Annotated in this window: 17 protein-coding genes and 1 riboswitch; of the genes, 5 read left to right on the top strand and 12 right to left on the bottom strand. The window is 68.6% G+C overall.

Annotated features, from left to right (window positions below; genetic code table 11):
* Nucleotides 1-14 precede the first annotated feature (14 nt).
* Genes QRN53_RS13390 through hemQ form a run of 6 tightly spaced genes read right to left on the bottom strand, consistent with a single transcriptional unit; the run spans nucleotide 15 to nucleotide 5,966 of the window.
* Nucleotides 15-1,091, bottom strand: a complete 1,077-nt coding sequence (locus QRN53_RS13390) for an LLM class flavin-dependent oxidoreductase (protein WP_285244328.1) — start codon at nucleotides 1,089-1,091, stop codon at nucleotides 15-17.
* A complete protein-coding gene (gene hemB, locus QRN53_RS13385) occupies nucleotides 1,088-2,071 on the bottom strand; it encodes a porphobilinogen synthase (protein ID WP_285244327.1) in 984 nt (327 codons plus the stop codon). Before hemB ends, QRN53_RS13390 begins: the two co-directional genes overlap by 4 nt.
* Nucleotides 2,072-2,130: 59 nt before the next feature.
* A complete protein-coding gene (locus QRN53_RS13380) occupies nucleotides 2,131-3,024 on the bottom strand; it encodes a uroporphyrinogen-III synthase (RefSeq protein WP_285244326.1) in 894 nt (297 codons plus the stop codon).
* Between the two features lie 7 nt (nucleotides 3,025-3,031).
* Nucleotides 3,032-4,030: a hydroxymethylbilane synthase gene (gene hemC, locus QRN53_RS13375; protein WP_285244325.1), complete on the bottom strand. Its 999-nt coding sequence runs from the start codon at nucleotides 4,028-4,030 to the stop codon at nucleotides 3,032-3,034.
* Entirely contained in the window at nucleotides 4,027-5,268 is a 1,242-nt protein-coding gene (locus QRN53_RS13370) for a ferrochelatase (RefSeq protein WP_285244324.1), read from the bottom strand. The genes hemC and QRN53_RS13370 overlap by 4 nt, the downstream gene beginning before the upstream one ends.
* A complete protein-coding gene (hemQ, locus tag QRN53_RS13365; protein ID WP_285244323.1) occupies nucleotides 5,265-5,966 on the bottom strand; it encodes a hydrogen peroxide-dependent heme synthase in 702 nt (233 codons plus the stop codon). The genes QRN53_RS13370 and hemQ overlap by 4 nt, the downstream gene beginning before the upstream one ends.
* 217 nt (nucleotides 5,967-6,183) lie before the next feature.
* On the opposite strand from hemQ, the gene QRN53_RS13360 reads away from it, so the two are divergent.
* The gene (locus QRN53_RS13360; RefSeq protein ID WP_285244322.1) at nucleotides 6,184-6,870 is read left to right on the top strand and encodes a hypothetical protein; all 687 of its coding nucleotides are present in this window, start codon (nucleotides 6,184-6,186) and stop codon (nucleotides 6,868-6,870) included.
* 116 nt (nucleotides 6,871-6,986) lie between these two features.
* On the opposite strand, the gene hemG is transcribed toward QRN53_RS13360, so the two are convergent.
* Both hemG and hemE read right to left on the bottom strand, forming a co-directional pair.
* Nucleotides 6,987-8,435 carry a protoporphyrinogen oxidase gene (gene hemG, locus QRN53_RS13355; protein WP_285244321.1) on the bottom strand — a complete coding sequence of 483 codons (1,449 nt, stop codon included), beginning with the start codon at nucleotides 8,433-8,435 and terminating at the stop codon, nucleotides 6,987-6,989.
* Nucleotides 8,436-8,437: 2 nt separating this feature from the next.
* Complete coding sequence (hemE, locus tag QRN53_RS13350; RefSeq protein WP_285244320.1) at nucleotides 8,438-9,532, bottom strand: uroporphyrinogen decarboxylase; 1,095 nt, start codon at nucleotides 9,530-9,532, stop codon at nucleotides 8,438-8,440.
* Nucleotides 9,533-9,690: 158 nt separating this feature from the next.
* On the opposite strand from hemE, the gene QRN53_RS13345 reads away from it, so the two are divergent.
* The gene (locus tag QRN53_RS13345; protein WP_285244319.1) at nucleotides 9,691-11,019 is read left to right on the top strand and encodes a glutamyl-tRNA reductase; all 1,329 of its coding nucleotides are present in this window, start codon (nucleotides 9,691-9,693) and stop codon (nucleotides 11,017-11,019) included.
* A gap of 246 nt (nucleotides 11,020-11,265) precedes the next feature.
* On the opposite strand, the gene moeB is transcribed toward QRN53_RS13345, so the two are convergent.
* Nucleotides 11,266-12,465: a molybdopterin-synthase adenylyltransferase MoeB gene (gene moeB / locus QRN53_RS13340; protein ID WP_285244318.1), complete on the bottom strand. Its 1,200-nt coding sequence runs from the start codon at nucleotides 12,463-12,465 to the stop codon at nucleotides 11,266-11,268.
* 84 nt (nucleotides 12,466-12,549) lie between these two features.
* Between moeB and QRN53_RS13335 the strand changes: the two genes are divergently transcribed.
* Genes QRN53_RS13335 through QRN53_RS13325 form a run of 3 tightly spaced genes read left to right on the top strand, consistent with a single transcriptional unit; the run spans nucleotide 12,550 to nucleotide 13,814 of the window.
* Complete coding sequence (locus tag QRN53_RS13335; RefSeq protein WP_285244317.1) at nucleotides 12,550-13,215, top strand: TetR/AcrR family transcriptional regulator; 666 nt, start codon at nucleotides 12,550-12,552, stop codon at nucleotides 13,213-13,215.
* Between the two features lie 44 nt (nucleotides 13,216-13,259).
* Nucleotides 13,260-13,484: a DUF3107 domain-containing protein gene (locus QRN53_RS13330; RefSeq protein WP_285244316.1), complete on the top strand. Its 225-nt coding sequence runs from the start codon at nucleotides 13,260-13,262 to the stop codon at nucleotides 13,482-13,484.
* A 27-nt stretch (nucleotides 13,485-13,511) separates the two neighbouring features.
* Complete coding sequence (locus QRN53_RS13325) at nucleotides 13,512-13,814, top strand: hypothetical protein (RefSeq protein WP_285244315.1); 303 nt, start codon at nucleotides 13,512-13,514, stop codon at nucleotides 13,812-13,814.
* 67 nt (nucleotides 13,815-13,881) lie between these two features.
* On the opposite strand, the gene QRN53_RS13320 is transcribed toward QRN53_RS13325, so the two are convergent.
* The 3 genes from QRN53_RS13320 to thiO all read right to left on the bottom strand — a co-directional run bounded on the left by QRN53_RS13320 (nucleotide 13,882) and on the right by thiO (nucleotide 16,221).
* Entirely contained in the window at nucleotides 13,882-14,694 is an 813-nt protein-coding gene (locus QRN53_RS13320; RefSeq protein ID WP_285244314.1) for a thiazole synthase, read from the bottom strand.
* Nucleotides 14,695-14,698: 4 nt separating this feature from the next.
* Nucleotides 14,699-14,935 (bottom strand): sulfur carrier protein ThiS, encoded by a 237-nt coding sequence (gene thiS, locus QRN53_RS13315; protein ID WP_285244313.1) that lies wholly within the window; start codon nucleotides 14,933-14,935, stop codon nucleotides 14,699-14,701.
* Entirely contained in the window at nucleotides 14,932-16,221 is a 1,290-nt protein-coding gene (gene thiO / locus QRN53_RS13310; protein WP_285244312.1) for a glycine oxidase ThiO, read from the bottom strand. The genes thiS and thiO overlap by 4 nt, the downstream gene beginning before the upstream one ends.
* Nucleotides 16,216-16,335: riboswitch (TPP riboswitch) on the bottom strand. It overlaps the preceding gene by 6 nt.
* Between the last annotated feature and the right edge of the window lie 2 nt (nucleotides 16,336-16,337).

Below are 16,337 nucleotides of genomic sequence, written 5' to 3'. Positions count from 1 at the left end.
TCCTATTCTCTCAGTTAGCCGGCGAGCAGTTCGGCCACGCGGGGCGCCACCGCCGTACCCATCAATTCGATCGAGCGCATCATGGCCGCATGCGGCAGAGGCCCGTTGCTGTATTTCAGGTCGAAACGGTCCACACCCAGGTTCCGCTTCAGCCGGACGATCTTCTGCGCCACCGTTTCCGGCGAGCCGACGTAGAGGGCGCCCTCGGCCGAACAGAGGGCGTCGAACTCGCCGCGGCCGGCCGGTCCCCAGCCGCGCTCGGCGCCGAGCTTGTTGCGCAGCTTCAACCAGTGCGGGAACAGCTCTTCCCGGGCCTGCTCATCGGTGTCGGCTACATGGCCGGGCGAGTGCGTGGCCATCTGTTGCATCGGGTGGCCGTACTTGGCCATCGCCTCCCGGTAGAGGTCCGCGAGGGGCCGGAAGCCCCGCGGCTGGCCGCCGATGATGGCGAAGATGATGGGATAGCCGTACTGGGCGCACCGCAGGACTGATTCAGGCGTGCCGCCCACGCCGATCCAGGTGGGCAGCAGGTGGTGTTCCAGTGGCGGGTAGACGCTGAGGCCGGCGACGGCCGGGCGGGTGCGGCCTTCCCAGTGCACTGGCTTCTGGGCGCGGACCTCGTTGAACAGCTCGAGTTTTTCTTCGAACAGGACTTCGTAGTCGGCCAGGTCCAGGCCAAACAGCGGGAAGGATTCGATGAATGATCCGCGCCCCAGCATGACCTCCGCCCGGCCGTTGGAGACCGCGTCCACGGTAGCGAAACGCTGGAACACCCTGATGGGGTCATCCGAGCTCAGGACTGTCACGGCAGAGCCCAAACGGATGCGGGAGGTGCTTGCGGCAGCGGCAGCGAGGAAGACTTCCGGGGCGGACACGGCGTAGTCCTTGCGGTGGTGCTCCCCCACACCAAAGGCGTGGAGCCCGACGGCGTCCGCCAGTTCGGCTTGTTCCAGCAGTTGGCGCAGGACCTGGGCGTGCGGCAGGGGGCTGCCGTCGGGAGCCTCGCCGACGTCGCCGAAGGTGTTCAGGCCAAGGAGGATGCGGCCATCCCCCACCGGCGCGGTGGGTCCCGCTGCCTGCTCGGCCGTCACCGGGATTCCTGCAGCCAGCCGGCCAGTTCCGCGGCCCAGTACGTCAGGACCATGTGGGCGCCGGCCCGGCGGATGCCGAGGACGGACTCGGTGATGGCCGCGCGCCGGTCGATCCAGCCGTTGGCGGCGGCGGCCTCGATCATCGCGTATTCGCCGGAGATCTGGTAGGCCGAAACAGGCACGGGGCTCATGGCGGCAACGTCGGCCACGATGTCCAGGTAGCTCATGGCCGGTTTGACCATGATGATGTCAGCGCCTTCGGCGAGGTCCAGTTCCACTTCGCGGATGGCTTCGGTGCGGTTGCCGGCGTCCATCTGGTAGGTCCGCCGGTCTCCCTTGAGCTGGGAGTCAACGGCTTCCCGGAACGGTCCGTAGAAGGCCGACGCATACTTGGCGGCGTAGGCGATCACGGAGGTATTGAGGTGGCCGGCTTCGTCGAGGGCGGAGCGAATGGCGGCGATCTGGCCGTCCATCATGCCCGAGGGGCCCAGCATGTGGGCTCCGGCGTCGGCCTGTGCCACGGCCATCCGCGCGTATATTTCCACGGTGCGGTCATTGTCCGCGTACCCGTCGACGTCGAGCACGCCACAATGTCCGTGGTCGGTGAACTCGTCCAGGCAGACGTCGCTCATGATCACCAGGTCGTCGCCTACTTCGGCCCGGACGTCGCGGATGGCCTTGTTCAGTACGCCGTCCGGGTCAAGGGATGCCGAGCCTTCGGCGTCGCGGGTTTCGGGGATGCCGAAGAGCATGATGCCGCCCAGTCCGAGCTCCACCGCTTCCGCGGCGGCGCGCTTCAGGGTGTCGGTGGTGTGCTGGACCACGCCCGGCATGGAGGTGATGGGGTTGGGTTCGGTGAGGCCTTCCCGGATGAAGGCCGGAAGAATGAGTTCGGCCGGGGCGAGGCGGGTTTCGGCGGTCAACCGGCGCATGGCGGGGGTGGTGCGCAGGCGGCGGGGGCGTTGATTGGGGAAAGTCATGGGTCCTGTCCTTCGCGTGTTTCGTCAGGCTGTCTGGGGAGCTGGAGGCGTGCCGGCCGTCAGGGCGGGTTGAGGGCTTTGGCCACTGCGGCAACCAGCCCTTCAGGGGTGGGCTGGTCCGCAACGGCAGCCACGTCAAGGCCAAGTGCCGCGGCCTGGTCCGCCGTCGACCGGCCTATCACCACCAGCCGGCAGGCCGGGCCGGGCGTGAGGGCTGAGAGCCGGCGCACAGCGCTGGGCGAGGCGGCAATGGCCGCGTCGATGCGCCCTGCCGCCATATCCGCCGCGGCGGCTTCCGGCGTCAGGAGGGAGTACGACGGCGGCTGCCGGGCTGTGCCGCCGTCCTGCGGTTGCACGGCGAGCCTGCGCTCCGCTGCCGCCGGGTAATCCACGGTGCAGTAGGCAGTGACCGTTGTGACGTCGCCCCCTGCCGCCCGCAGGCCGTCGGCCAGTGTGGGAGCTGCGATGTCGGCCTGCGGCAGCAGGATCCTGCCGCCTCCTGGCCAAGCGTCGAGCAAGCCCGCTGCCGACTGCTCGGCGGCAGGGACGAGGGCAACCGTGAGCCCACCGGATTCCAGGAGCCTGCGCGTCGCCGGCCCGATGGCCGCGATGCGCGTTCCGGCGGGGATCAGCGCGTCCAGGCCGAGGCCGCGGTCGGCGGCTTTTTCCAGCAGGACGTGCACGGTGGTGGCACTGCTGACGACCAGCCAGTCAAACGCGCCGGCGGCCAGGGCGTCGCAGTTGACGTCCAGCGCGTGCTGGTCCGGTGCCCGTTCGAAGTCGATCAGCGGCAGCAGCACCGTTGACGCGCCTGCCCGTTCGAGCGCGTCCACGAGGGCGGTGGCGCGCTCCGGGCTCCGGGTGACAAGCACCCTTGTACCGGCCAGGGGCTGGCCGGACTGGTGACCGCTGGGCGGTTTGTCCGGTCCGGAGCTGGGCGAGGGCTGCGTCATTGCCAGGTCAGGACGCCTGCAGGTCTGCGATGTCGGCCGCTCCGGCGGCGAGCAGGACTTCGGCCAGTTCAATGCCCAGCAACGTGGCGCCGACTTCCGTCAGCCCATCCGTGGCGCGCTTGTCGCGGACCGTGGCGGTGCCGTCCACGGCGCACACCACCGCTTCCAGGTGCAGCATGCTGCCTTTGCGGTAGGCGTATGCCCCAACCGGTGCGGCGCAGCCCGCTTCGAGCCGGGCCAGGAGGGCCCGCTCAGCGGTGACCGCCAGGCGGGTGTCCGGGTCATCCAGGGCCGCAAGCGCCTGGGCAAGCACCTCGCGTGATCCTTCGGTGGAACCCGGTTTCGGCGGGGCATCGGCCGTGCGGCACTCGATGGCCAGTGATCCCTGCCCGGCTGCTGGCAGCATCACGTCCGTTTCGAGGTACTCGCTGACGGTCTCCAGCCTGCCGATGCGTTCCAGTCCGGCGGCGGCGAGGACCACGGCATCGAGGTCGCAGGATTTTCCGGGGACCACCTGGTCAGTGGAGTTGCCGGCCAGACCGGGCACTCGGCCCAGGCGGGTGTCCACGTTGCCGCGGATATCGATGATGTCCAGGTCGGGCCGGGCGGCACGCAACTGCGCCGCCCTGCGGGGCGACCCGGTGCCCACCCGGGCGCCGGCGGGCAGGTCAGCCAGCTTGAGTCCGTCGCGGGCGCACAGGACATCCCGCACGTCCACCCGCCGCGGTGTCGCGGCCAGGCTCAGCCCCACGGCCGCTCCGGTGGGCAGGTCCTTGAGGGAGTGGACGGCGACGTCGCACTCATCGCGCAGCAAGGCATCACGCAATGCTGCGACAAACACGCCGGTGCCGCCCATTTGCGACAACGATCCCGTGAGGACGTCACCGTCGGTCCTGATGTGCACCAGTTCCACCGGGAAGCCCCCGACGGCAGCCAGCTGGTCCGCCGTCTGCTGAGTCTGGGTGAGCGCCAGCTTGCTGGCGCGGGTTCCGATCCGGACAGTCACTGCTCCGCCGTTTCCCCGGCCGTCCCTGAGGGATAGGGGTCGTGCCCGGTTCCCACAGTGGTATCGGCACCGGAAATGGTGGGCTTCTCGCCACGGAAGTTGGCGCAGCAGCCGGGGCGGCACACGTCGTACCAGGGACCAAGATCGGTCAAGGCGGGGCGGTCGCTGATGTTGTTCGCCACGGTCCGCTCGCAGATGAGGTCCACCAGGCCGTCGACGAACGCGCGGTGCGTCCCGGGAGTGGGAACACGGGTGGCGGCCAGGCCAAGGTTGGCGCAGGTTTCCATGGCTTCCGTGTCCAGGTCCCAGACGACTTCCATGTGGTCGCTGACGAAGCCCAGGGGAACGATGACGATTCCCTTGACGCCCTGGCCTGCCAGTTCTTCGATGGCGTCGTTGATGTCCGGCTCCAGCCACGGAACGTGCGGGGCGCCGGAACGGGACTGGTACACCAGGGACCACGGAGCGGCCAGGCCGGACTCCGCTTTGACCCGGTCCATGACGGCGGCCGCGTTGGCCAGGTGCTGGGCCACGTACGCCGAGCCTTCCTCGAACTCCCGTGGTTCGCCCTCGGACCGGCCTGCAGCCTCAGCGTCCCGGGTGGGGATGGAGTGGGTGGCGAACAGGACGTGGACGGGAGCCTCCGGGGTTCCTGCGGTAGCCAGTTTGTCCAGGACGTCCGCCAAGCCGGCGGAGGTGCCCTCAACGAATGGCTCCACGAAGCCGGGGTGGTCGAAGTACTGGCGGACCTTGTCCACCTCGAGCTTGCCGTCCAGGCCGGTCTCGGTCAGGGCCATGCCGATGTCCTCGCGGTACTGGCGGCAGCTGGAGTAACAGGAGTAGGCACTGGTGGTGAGCATCAGCACCCGGCGGTGGCCGGCGTCGTACGCTTCCTGGAGGGTCTCCGGAATGTAAGGTGCCCAGTTGCGGTTGCCCCACAGCACGGGCAGCTCGATGCCGCGGGCAGCGAGTTCGGCTTCCAGCGCCGCCTTGAGCTCGCGGTTCTGCTGGTTGATGGGGCTGACGCCGCCGTTGGCGCGGTAGTGGTGCGAAACCTCCTCGAGCCGCTCGTCAGGGATCCCGCGGCCGCGGGTGACGTTGCGGAGGAACGGGATGACGTCATCCTGGCCCTCGGGGCCACCGAAGGAGGCGAGCAGGACGGCATCGTAGTTCTTCGGCGCCATGCGTCCGGCCTCGGTGACGGGGTTGACGACGGTGGCCTGCTGTTCGGGGCTCATGCCAGCACCTCGGCAACTTCGTCGGCGGAAATGCGGCGGCCGGTGTAGAAGGGGACTTCTTCGCGGACGTGGTTGCGTGCCTCAGTGGCGCGCAGGTGGCGCATCAGGTCCACCAGGTCAACCAGTTCGGGAGCTTCCAGCCCGAGGATCCATTCCCAGTCGCCGAGGGCGAAGGAGGAGACGGTGTTGGAGATGACCTGCGGGAAGTCACGTCCCAGCAGTCCGTGGTCGCGGAGCATCTTCCCGCGCTCGGCCTCCGGCAGGATGTACCACTCGTAGGACCGGACGAACGGGTAGACGCACAGCCATTCCGCCGGCGCGACCCCGCGCGAGTAGGCAGGCGTGTGGTTCTTGGCGAACTCGGCCTCGCGGTGGACACCCATGGCGGACCAGACGATTTCAGTGCCGGCAAAGAGGGAGCTGCGGCGGATGTCGCGGATGGCCTGCTGCAGCGCCTCGGGCTTGGAGCCGTGGAGCCACACCATCACGTCGGCATCGGCGCGCATGGCGGAGACGTCGTAACTGCCCCGGTGCGTCACGCCCGCCTCGGCGAGCCGCTCCAGCAGGGCTTCGAAGTCGGCGGCAGCGTCTGCGCTGCGGACCACGGACCCCGAACGCTTGAAGACCGTCCAGAGGGTAAAGAACTGCTCGGCTGATTCTTCGGTTTTAGTGACAGATTCGGCAGAAGTGTGGCTCATGGTTACCAGTTTGCCCCTTCACCGCCACCAAGTGGAAACCGAAGAGTTCTACAACTCGTAGAAGTGAGCAATGTCACATTATCCCGCGCCGCGGGTCGCCGTAATCGGCCATTACAACCGGCGCATGCGCAGGAACACGAGGCCGGCCGCTGTCCCCACCCCAACGAGCCCAACGCCCAGCCACACCATGGCATCAGGGACACCCGGGAGGGCCTCAATGGAAGAAACAGGGCGGCTCGGACTTGCCGGCACTCCGGCCGCCTGTGCGGTGCGGCCCGTAGTGGACGGCAGGGCTGACGGCTGCGCAGCGGCGCCGGGCTGCCCGCCCGCGGGCTGGGCCGTGTGCCCGGCAGGTTCCGGGCCAGGCGCCGCCGCTTCCGGGGACCCGGCAGGCGCGGCCGCCGCGGTGGCGGCAGAATTTGCCGGCGCACCGGATCCGGCGGCTGCCCCGCTGGTCCCTGGCCCGCTGATCCCTTGCGCAGCAGGGGCGGCGGGGGCCGGTGTGCGTGGTGCGGTGGCGGTCCCGGACGCCGGGGCGGCACTCGACGCCGCTGCCGCGGAGGCCGGCGAGGGTGCTGGAGAAGCAGATGACGGAGAAGTCGCCGGCGCAGGGGTGGCCGGCGCGGGCGTCTGCGGAGCGGTGGACGAGGCGGTCCCGGAGGTGGGCAGCGGAAGACTTGGAAGAAGGGAGGAAAGCGTGGATCCGGTCGTGACGGATGCGGACGCACCGGCACTCAGCGACGTTTGTGCCGTGGGATCCTGGGGCGGGACTGCCTCATCGGCCAAGGACGCCTGGACGCCGGTGGAGAGAACCAGTACCGCTCCGACGGCCGCTGCTGCGGCACCTCGCCGGAGTCCCCCATGGATACCGGTCCGGGACATTGAAAGCTCGGACCTGTGTTGAACCATAGTCATCGACCCTAACCAGAACGCGGGCCCGATTGAAAACCGGGAGCGCCAGGCATGCAGGTCCTGGAAAGAGCAGTAAACGAGCCCCAGGCCGCTGACCAGCAGCGATAGTCAGGCGCCGGTCAGTTGGCCAATTTGTTCCCGGGTATCGGCCACAACGGCTGCCAGGCCGTTCCCGGCCACCCAGCCACCCACGACGGCCAGGCCGCCGGCTGCCGTGCACGCCTGCCGGATGGCTGCCGCCCGCGCCCGGTGTCCCACCGCGGCGAACGGCAGGGATCCGCGCCACCGGACCACATCCCAATCCCGGATGTCGCCGGCCGTGATGGGAACGTTCAGCAGTGCCGAGGCGTCGCGAAGCGCCGCTGCGAAGAGTTCGTCGTCTGAGTCCGGGCCGCCCGGCTGCGCTGAGGCACCGTCCACTCGGCCGTAGGACAGCCGCACCACGTGCCGCCCGGCGCCGGCAGCGGCGGCGAGCCAGTCCCACTTGCCGGTGGCGTGGGTCAGTGCTTTCGCCTCGATGCCGGGGGTTTGCGGGGCCACCAGGATCCCGGTTCCGCGGGGCCGCCGGTCGAGGTCCGGCTGGTCCAGCACCAGGGTGACAAGTTTGACGTCAGGGCCTGCGGCCGGCTGCTTCCCGTTGATAGCCGGTACCGCGGCTTCAAGGAGTCCGACGGCGGCGGGACCGTCAACGGCCATGACCAGCAGGTCGCCCCTGAAGGGCGCCGCGGCGGTGTCGACGCGCCAGCCATCGGAAGTGCGGTTGACAGCTGTCACGGCCGCGCCTGCCACAAGGTTCACTCCCCGGCGCCGGAGATCGGCCACCAAGGCATCCACCAGGGTGTGCATGCCCCCTTCGAGGCCGGCGACGGCGGACCCTGCCTTGGCGGGCCGGCTTGGACTGGACATTCCCGCAGCGCCGGCGGTCCGTCGCTGCGCTGCCACTGCGGCAGCGAGGGAACCGTGTTTGCGCAGTCCGGCGCGGAGGCCCGGCGCCACCATGTCGACGTCGAGCAGCCCGGGATCTGCGGAGTGGACTCCGCCTACGACGGGCGAAACCAGCCGTTCAAGCACCCGGGCACCCATCCGCGCCCGGACGAGGGCGGCCACGCTGGTCACTCCGGCACCGGCGCCCACCGAAGCCGGCAGGAGCCGGTCCAGCGAGGCGCGGAGGGAGCCCCAGGTGCCCAGGGTGCGCCGGACCTCCGGGTCCCAGGGGTGGGCCGGGATGCCCAGCACGCCGGTTTTGGGCAATTCGCGGGGGCCGCCGGGAAGCTGGACCCAGGCACCGCCCGGGCGTGGGGAAACGATCCGCCCGCCCAGTCCCAGTTCGGTGGCAAGGCGTGCGACGGCGTCGGACCTGGTGGCAAAGGACTCGGCGCCGCTGTCCAGCGTGAGGCCGGCTACGGTGTGGCTGCCAACGCAGCCTCCCCAGGAGTCACCGGCCTCGAGTACGGTCACGTCGTGGCCGGCCGCGGCCAGTTCCCGTGCGGACAGCAGCCCGGATATCCCGCCGCCCACCACCAGCGCCGTGCCGGGCTTCGCCGCAGAACTGCCCATGGTTATGCCGGCGGGATGGAGTGGATGAGCTCCACCACCCGGGTCAGGACGTCAGGATCCGTTTCCGGCGGCACACCGTGTCCGAGGTTCAGGACGTGGCCGGGGGCGGTGGAACCTGCCGCGATGACTTCCCGGACATGGGCTTCGAGGATGTTCCAGGGAGCTGACAGCAGCGCGGGGTCGATGTTCCCCTGCAGCGGAACCGTTCCGCCCAGCCGGCGGTTCGCCTCATCGAGCGGCAGCCGGTAGTCCACCCCCACGACGTCCACGCCCACGTTGCGCATGGCCACCAGGAGTTCGGAGGTGCCGGTACCGAAGTGGATGAGCGGGGCACCAAGGTGCCGGACATGGTCCAGGGCGCGGGACGACGCCGGTGCAACGTATTTGGTGTAGTCGGCAAGTCCCAGCGAGCCGGCCCAGGAGTCGAAGAGCTGCGCGGCGGAGGCGCCGGCCTCCAGCTGCGCCTGGAGGAACATGCCGGAGGCGTCGGCGGCCCAGTTGGCCAGCGCGGTCCAGGTTTCGGGGTCGGCGTGCATCATGGTGCGCGGGCCAAGGTGGTCGCGGGACGGCTTTCCTTCCACCATGTACGCGGCCAGCGTGAAGGGGGCACCGGCGAAACCAATGAGGGGCGTCTTGCCCAGTTCAGCCACGGTCAGGCGGACGGCTTCGCGGATGGGCTCCAGCGCCTCCCAGGTCAGCTGCGGCAGGGCGGCAACGTCGGCGGCAGTCCGCACGGGCTTGTCCAGGACCGGCCCCACCCCGGGCACGATGTCAACGCCGACGCCGGCCAGCTTCAGCGGAATGACAATGTCGGAGAAGAAAATGCCTGCATCGACGTCGTGGCGGCGTACGGGCTGGAGCGTGATCTCCGAGGCCAGCTCGGGCCGGAGGCAGGAGTCCAGCATGGCGATGCCTTCACGCACCTTGAGGTATTCCGGCAGCGACCGGCCCGCCTGCCGCATGAACCAGACGGGACGGCGGGAGGGTTTGCCTCCGCGGTAGGCCGTGATCAGCGGCGAGTCCGCTGTGCGGCCGTCCATCAGTGGATGGTCTGCGGCGAGGGCGCCGGCAGCGGAGACGGCAGGGCTAGGAGTCATGCTTTTGATTGTGCCCAAAAAGAGCTGCAAAAGATAACGACAACCTGTCGCCAGCCGTACCGTCGAGGGCGACGTGGCGGGGATCACTGCCCCGTGTGGCCACTATCCTTTCCGGTAGTTGTTCTACCGGGCAACGAAAAAGCTATGATTGGTCTGCTGTGGTTCTTTTCTCATTGGTGGCTACACACGCCGACATCGATCTTGAAACCGTCGCTCAGCTGAGCAACGGTTCCTCAGGGATTGCCGCGTCCACCCTCATCGAATCCCCCGCCGTGGCTGGCGCCGTGGTCCTGGCCACCTGCAACCGCTTCGAAATTTACGGCGAAGCCCCCAATGCCGCCGACGTCGAGGCCGCCCGCGCCGCCCTGGTCGCCCGGATCAGCGAGGCCAGCGGCCTGGCTGAACCCCTCGTGTCGCGCTCCTTCAACACCCGCACCGGGCCGGAGGTGACCCAGCACCTGTTCGCCGTGAGCGCCGGCCTGGACTCCGCCGTCGTCGGTGAACGCGAAATTGCCGGGCAGGTACGCCGGGCGCTGATCACCGCCCAGCACGACGGCACCGCAAGCGCCGGACTGGTGCGGCTCTTCCAGGCAGCGTCCAAGACCGCCAAGGACGTTGGCGCCCAGACCGCCTTGGGTTCCCGGGGCCTCTCCATCGTCTCGGTCGCGCTGGACCTTGCCACCGACCTTTCCGAAAGCCCGGACTGGACCGCCAAGAAGGTGGTGCTCTTCGGAACCGGCGCCTACGCCGGCGCCACCATGGCCCTCCTCCGCGAACGCGGCTGCTCCGACATCAGCGTCTACTCATCTTCCGGGCGGGCCGAAGGGTTCGTGGCTACGCGCGGCGGCCGGGCGCTGGACGTCGAATCCCTGCGCCCGGCGGTGGCTGCTGCTGACGTCATGATCGGCTGCAGCGGCTCGGACACCCGGGTGGAAGCCGATGAACTGGCCCAGGTCCGCGCGGATTCCCCGCAGCCCCTGATCGCCATCGACCTCGCCCTCACCCACGACTTCGACCCCGCCGTCGGCGAACTGGACGGCGTCGAGCTGCTCACCCTGGAGTCGGTGCGCCTCGCGGCCCCGCAGGAGCAGGCCGAGTCGCTGACCCAGGCAAGTGGCATCGTCAACGGGGCCGCCCGCGCGTTCGAACAGGAACGCGAAGCCCGCTCGGTGGACTCCGCCATTGTTGCCCTCCGCCGGCACACCATGAACGTGCTGGATGCGGAGATGGAAAAGGTCCGGGCCCGCCACGGTTGCACCGCTGCCGCGGAAGAAGTCGAGTTCGCGCTCCGCCGCATGGTCAAGCAGCTGCTGCACGTTCCCACTGTCCGCGCCCGCGAACTTGCCGCCAACGGGCAGCAGGATGATTACGTGGCCGCCTTGGAAGCCCTTTACGGCATCTCGGTCGAGCAGCCGGGGGCCGCTCGGGCGCCCGCAGCCACCGAGGCCGAATGCCCGGTGGACCACACCGGCCGCGAAACCGCCTGACCTCCCCGCGGCAACGCCCCATCACTTTCTGCCCCTTTCGGCACAACGCCCCATCACTTTCCGCGCCCTTCGACGCAACGCCCCATCACTTCCCGCCCCTTTCGGCGCAACGACCCACCACTTCCCGCGCCCTTCGGCGCAACGCCCCATCACATTCGTTGGGAAAGTGATGGGGCGTCCTCAGTTAGAGCACGGAACGTGATGGGGCGTTCTCGAGGAATGGACGGGATGTGATGGGGCGTCCGGTCAGTAGACGGGCTTTTCGGGTTCCACGTCCCGCACCCAGGCCAGGATGCCGCCGTCGAGGTGGCTGACCCGCTGGTAGCCTGCCTGGCGCGCCGCCGCGAGTACGTTCGCCGAGCGCGTCCCGGCCTTGCAGTGGAACACGATGTCCCGGTCCTGCGGGAGTTCACTCCACGCCTCTCCCGCCAGGATCCGTCCCTGCGGGATCAGTTTTGCTCCGTCGATCCGGACGATGTCGTACTCTCCGGCCTCCCTCACATCCACCAGTTCGAAGTCCTTGAGCCCGGCCTTCCGCGACGCCAGCATGGTGGCCAACTGGGTCGCGGTGATGGTGTGCTCGGTGTCTGCGGGGGACGCCGGAGCGATACCGCAGAACGCCTCGTAGTCGGTGAGTTCGGTGATGGGCTCCGCCGCGGGGTCCTTGGACACCCGGATCTCCCGCCAACTGCCGCCCAGGGCATCGAACAGCGCCACGCGGCCCAGCAGGGAACGTCCGACGCCGGTAATCAGCTTCACTGCCTCGGTGACCATCAGCGAGCCCACGGCGGCGCACAGCATCCCAAAGACGCCGCCCTCACCGCAGGACGGCACGGAACCGGCGGGAGGTGCCTCGGGGTAGAGATCGCGATAGGTGGGGCCGTGCTTCTCCCAGAAGACGCTTACCTGCCCGTCGAAACGGAAGATGGAGCCCCATACGTAGGGCTTGCCCAGGATGGCGGCGGCATCGTTTACCAGGTACCTGGTGGCGAAGTTGTCGGCGCCGTCGAGGATGAGGTCGTAGTCCGCGAACAGTTCAAGCGCGTTGCCCGAGTCCAGGCGCACGTTGTGAAGCCGGACATCCACCAGCGGGTTCAGCGCGGCGATGGCATCGCTGGCCGACTCGATCTTGGACCTTCCCACATCCTCGACGCCGTGGATGACCTGGCGCTGCAGGTTGCTCAGGTCCACCACGTCGTCGTCGATGATGCCCAGCGTTCCCACCCCTGCCGCGGCCAAGTACAGCAGCGCCGGTGAACCGAGGCCGCCTGCCCCGATGACCAGCACTTTGGCGTTCTTAAGCCGCCGCTGTCCCAGTGCACCGATCTCGGGAATGATCAGGTGCCGGGAGTAGCGTTCCACCTCGGCGGGCGTCAGGCCGGCAGCCGGTTCCACCAGCGGATCCAGCGAATGGGTTGAAACATTTGCGGTGAACGTCGAAGCCATACTTCAATGTATGCCCCGGGATACCGCCGGGTCATATTACCCCGCAGTAAAGTGAATGTAACTGCAATGGAAAGAAGGACAACTGTGGTCCCTGAAGCACGGGCTGACCGCCCGCCCGCGGCCGAACCGCAAACTCCCTCCCGACCCGCAGGCCAACGGTCCGCCCGGTTGCCTCGGGACGAGCGCCGTGCGCAGTTGCTTGCCGCCGCCCAGGAAGTTTTCGTTGCCAACGGCTACCACGGGGCCGCGATGGACGAAATTGCGGAGACTGCCCATGTGAGCAAGCCCGTGCTGTACCAGCACTTCCCGTCCAAGCGTGAGCTGTACCTGGCTTTGCTGGAAAGCCACCTGACGTCGCTGACCGAGCTGATGCTGGGCGCGTTGAACTCCACCACTGACAACGACGAACGCGTGCAGGCCGTCATGCGCGCCTACTTCCACTTCATCGCCAACGACGACCAGGCGCACCGGCTGGTGTTCGAATCGGACCTGATCAACGATCCCGATGTCAGCTCCAGGCTGGAGACCTTCAACCGGACCTTCGCCGACGCCATCGCCCGGGTCATTGCCGATGACACCAAGCTCCCCCACCTGGAGGCGGAACTCCTGGGCCGCGGCCTTGCCGGTATGGCCCAGGTCAGCGCCCGGTATTGGCTGGAAACGGACGGCAACCTGGACCTCAACGTGGCCAGCGACCTCATCTACCGTTTAGCTTGGCGCGGAATCTCTCGCTTCCCCAAAGAGTCCTAGACTACAAATAAGACATCATCGTTGAACAAGGCTGGGAGGCCCCCTTGGAAATTAAGATCGGCGTTCAAAACGTTGGCCGCGAAATTGTGCTCGAATCAGCCCAGGATGCCGAGACGGTGGCCAAGACTGTTGGTGAAGCCATCAACGAAGGCACCCAGTTGCGCCTGAAGGATGACAAGGGACGCCTGATCATTGTTCCCGGCAGCGCACTGGCCTACGTGGAAATCGGCGCCGAAGAGGTCCGCCGCGTAGGTTTCGGCCAGTTCTAGGCCGCCCGCACCGTTCCGAGGAGATCCATGCTGTCGCTGACCATCGTGGTTCTGGCCACGCTCGCCGCCGGGTTCATCGTCTGGGCCAATGACAAACGCCATTCCAGATACGGCGCGGGCGTGCCGGCCGGTATCGCGGTGGGTGTCGCGGCGATGGCGTGGATCATCCTCATGACGGCCGGCTTCGGCTACCTTCCGGGGCTGACCTGGCTTCCGTGGGTCCTGCCCATCGTCCTGGGCACCGCCGCGGCCATTGCCGCCGTCGTCTACCTGGGCCGCACCCGGACACGCCACGATACAGAGCGGCTGAACGCGGTCCTGCGGAGCTGAAAGGATCCCGCATGCTTAAAGTTGTGGCCACCACCCGCACGGGTGGTGGCCACAACTCATTAACGGCCTAGAGGAACTCTGCCCGGCCCTCCATCGCCGACGAGGCCAGGGCGTGTTCCCGGCGCGGGATGCGTCCGGCAGCCCTGGCCAGCCTGCCCGCAACCACGGCGTGCTTGAACGCTTCGCCCATCAGCGCCGGATTCTGCGCCCGCGTCACAGCGGTGGCCAGCAGTACGGCGTCGCAGCCCAGCTCCATGGCCAGGGCGGCGTCGGAGGCTGTGCCAATCCCGGCATCGAGGACCACGGGTACCGAGGCCCGGGACACGATGAGCTCGATGTTGTGCGGGTTCAGGATCCCCAGTCCGGTGCCAATCGGTGCGCCAAGGGGCATCACGGCGGTGGCGCCAAGGTTCTCGAGCCGCAGGGCCAGCACGGGGTCGTCGTTGGTGTAGGCGAAGACCTTGAAGCCGCGGTTGACCAGCTGCTCGGCGGCGTCCACGAGTTCCACGGCGTCCGGCAGGAGGGTCTGTTCGTCGGCGATGACCTCCAGCTTCACCCAGTCGGTTTCGAGGGCTTCCCGGGCCAGTTCGGCGGTGAGGACAGCGTCGCGGGCGGTGAAGCAGCCTGCGGTGTTGGGCAGGACCTTGATCCCGTGGTCCACCAGCAGCTGGAACAGGGAGCCGGTTTCCGCCGTTGAGTAGCGCCGCATGGCCACCGTGGTCAGCGCCGTGCCGGAGGCCAGCAGCGCCGCGCCCAGGCCGTCCAGGCTGGGCGCACCGCCGGTGCCCATGATGAGCCGGGATCCGAGGGCGACGCCGTCGATCACCAGTGTGTCGTTGTCGGCGTGGCTTGCGGTGTGGATGGTGCCGGTTTCGGTCATAGTGTCAGCCTCCCTGTACTGCTGTGACGAGTTCGATGTCGTCGCCGTCGGCGAGCGCGGTACCGAACCATTGGCTGCGCGGCACCACCTGGGCGTTGTGCGCGACGGCGACGCCCAGTTTCCTGCCGTCCGTCGCCTGTCCGTTGGGAGCCAAGGGCCGCCCGGTGACCTGGCTGACGATCGTGGTGATGGAGGCGCCGTCGGCCACCGTGTGCGGGTTTCCGTTGAGGGTGATGTTCACGCTGTCTCCTTCATGTAGGGGCTTGGGGTGGCCGCGGCAGGCCTGGAAAAACGGTCCGGGCGGAACGGCGCCCAGCGGGGATCGGTTGCACCGTCCAGCAACGCTGCGCAGATCGCCGCGGCGCCGGGCGTGAGCAGTACCCCGTGCCGGAAGAACCCCGTGGCGATGATCAGCCCCGGCACGCTTCCGTCCCCCGGCTCCCCGGACCCCGGGGACACCGCAACCCGGCCCAGCAGGGGCGCGTTGTCGGGGGTCCCGGGGCGAGCCCTGGCGGTGCATTCGAGGAGTTCGAGTTCGGCGACGGCGGGAACAAGCGCCTGGGCGTCCCGGAGCAGCTGGTACACACTGCCGGCGCTCACGGCGTCGGAGAGCGCGTCCTCCCGCTGGGAAGCACCGATCACCACCGTGCCGTCCTCCCTCGGAACGATGTACACCGGGATCCCATGGACCAGCCCGCGCACCGTGGCGGTCACCAGCGGGCGAAGACGCTGCGGCACGGAAAGCCGCAGGATGTCCCCGTGCACCGGCCGCAGCGGCAGTTCAAGGCCGCAGGGCAAGCCGTCAAGGGACCCCGCCTGCAGGCCGTTGGCCACCACCGTTTCCTGCGCCAGGACGGTGCCGCCGCTCCCCAGGCGTACTCCGGCCACCACCCCGTCTTTCCAGAGCAGTCCGGTTGCGTGCTCCGCTACGGCAAACCCGTCAACGGCACCGCCAACCGTCAATTCCGGGTTTTCGCGTGCTGCTCCGGCGAGGGCCAGCCGGAGGGCCGCTATCAGCTTCCTCGGGTCCACCTGGTGATCGGCCGGGGTGTCCAGCGCGCAGGAGATCGCCGGACTCAGCAGGGGTTCACGGCCGCGGGCTTCGCGCACGGTCAGTGGTTCCACCACCAGACCGCTGGCCTGCTGCACGGCGCGCAGGTCCATCAGCGCCCGCCGGTCGGCGGCGTCCACACCGACAGCGAGGGTGGGCGTCGAGAGGTACCCGGTCCCGGCACCGGCCGCGGCGGCGACGCCGGCAGCGAACCCTGGCCATCGGGATGATGCGTCGAGCATCAGGTCCAGGAGGTCCTCTTCCTGGTAGTGCAGCTCGCTGACGGGGGCCAGCATGCCGGCAGCGGCCCAACTGGCGCCGGCGCCGGGCGCATCATCGATGAGCACGACGGACCGCCCGGACCGCTGGATTTCCCAGGCGATTCCGTGGCCAACCACTCCCGCGCCGATGACGGCGACGTCGGCCGTGATGGCCTCGCCGGCGGGCCCGGGAAGGGAGTTCGTGGAGGTAGGCATGGTGTGGTTCCTTCCCTACGCCGGTATTAGCCGGATCAGGTCAAGCGGTCGGCTCTGACGCCCTCTCAGCCCGGCGCTTTGTTACAGCTGCCGCGGGCTCCCGCAGTACCAGCCCA

Origin of the sequence: Pseudarthrobacter sp. fls2-241-R2A-127, from assembly GCF_030209355.1 — a bacterium.
In the GTDB taxonomy this organism is placed as follows: domain Bacteria; phylum Actinomycetota; class Actinomycetes; order Actinomycetales; family Micrococcaceae; genus Arthrobacter.
The sequence above is the reverse complement of the archived record's forward strand: the minus strand, read 5'-3'. Positions and strand labels throughout refer to the sequence as shown.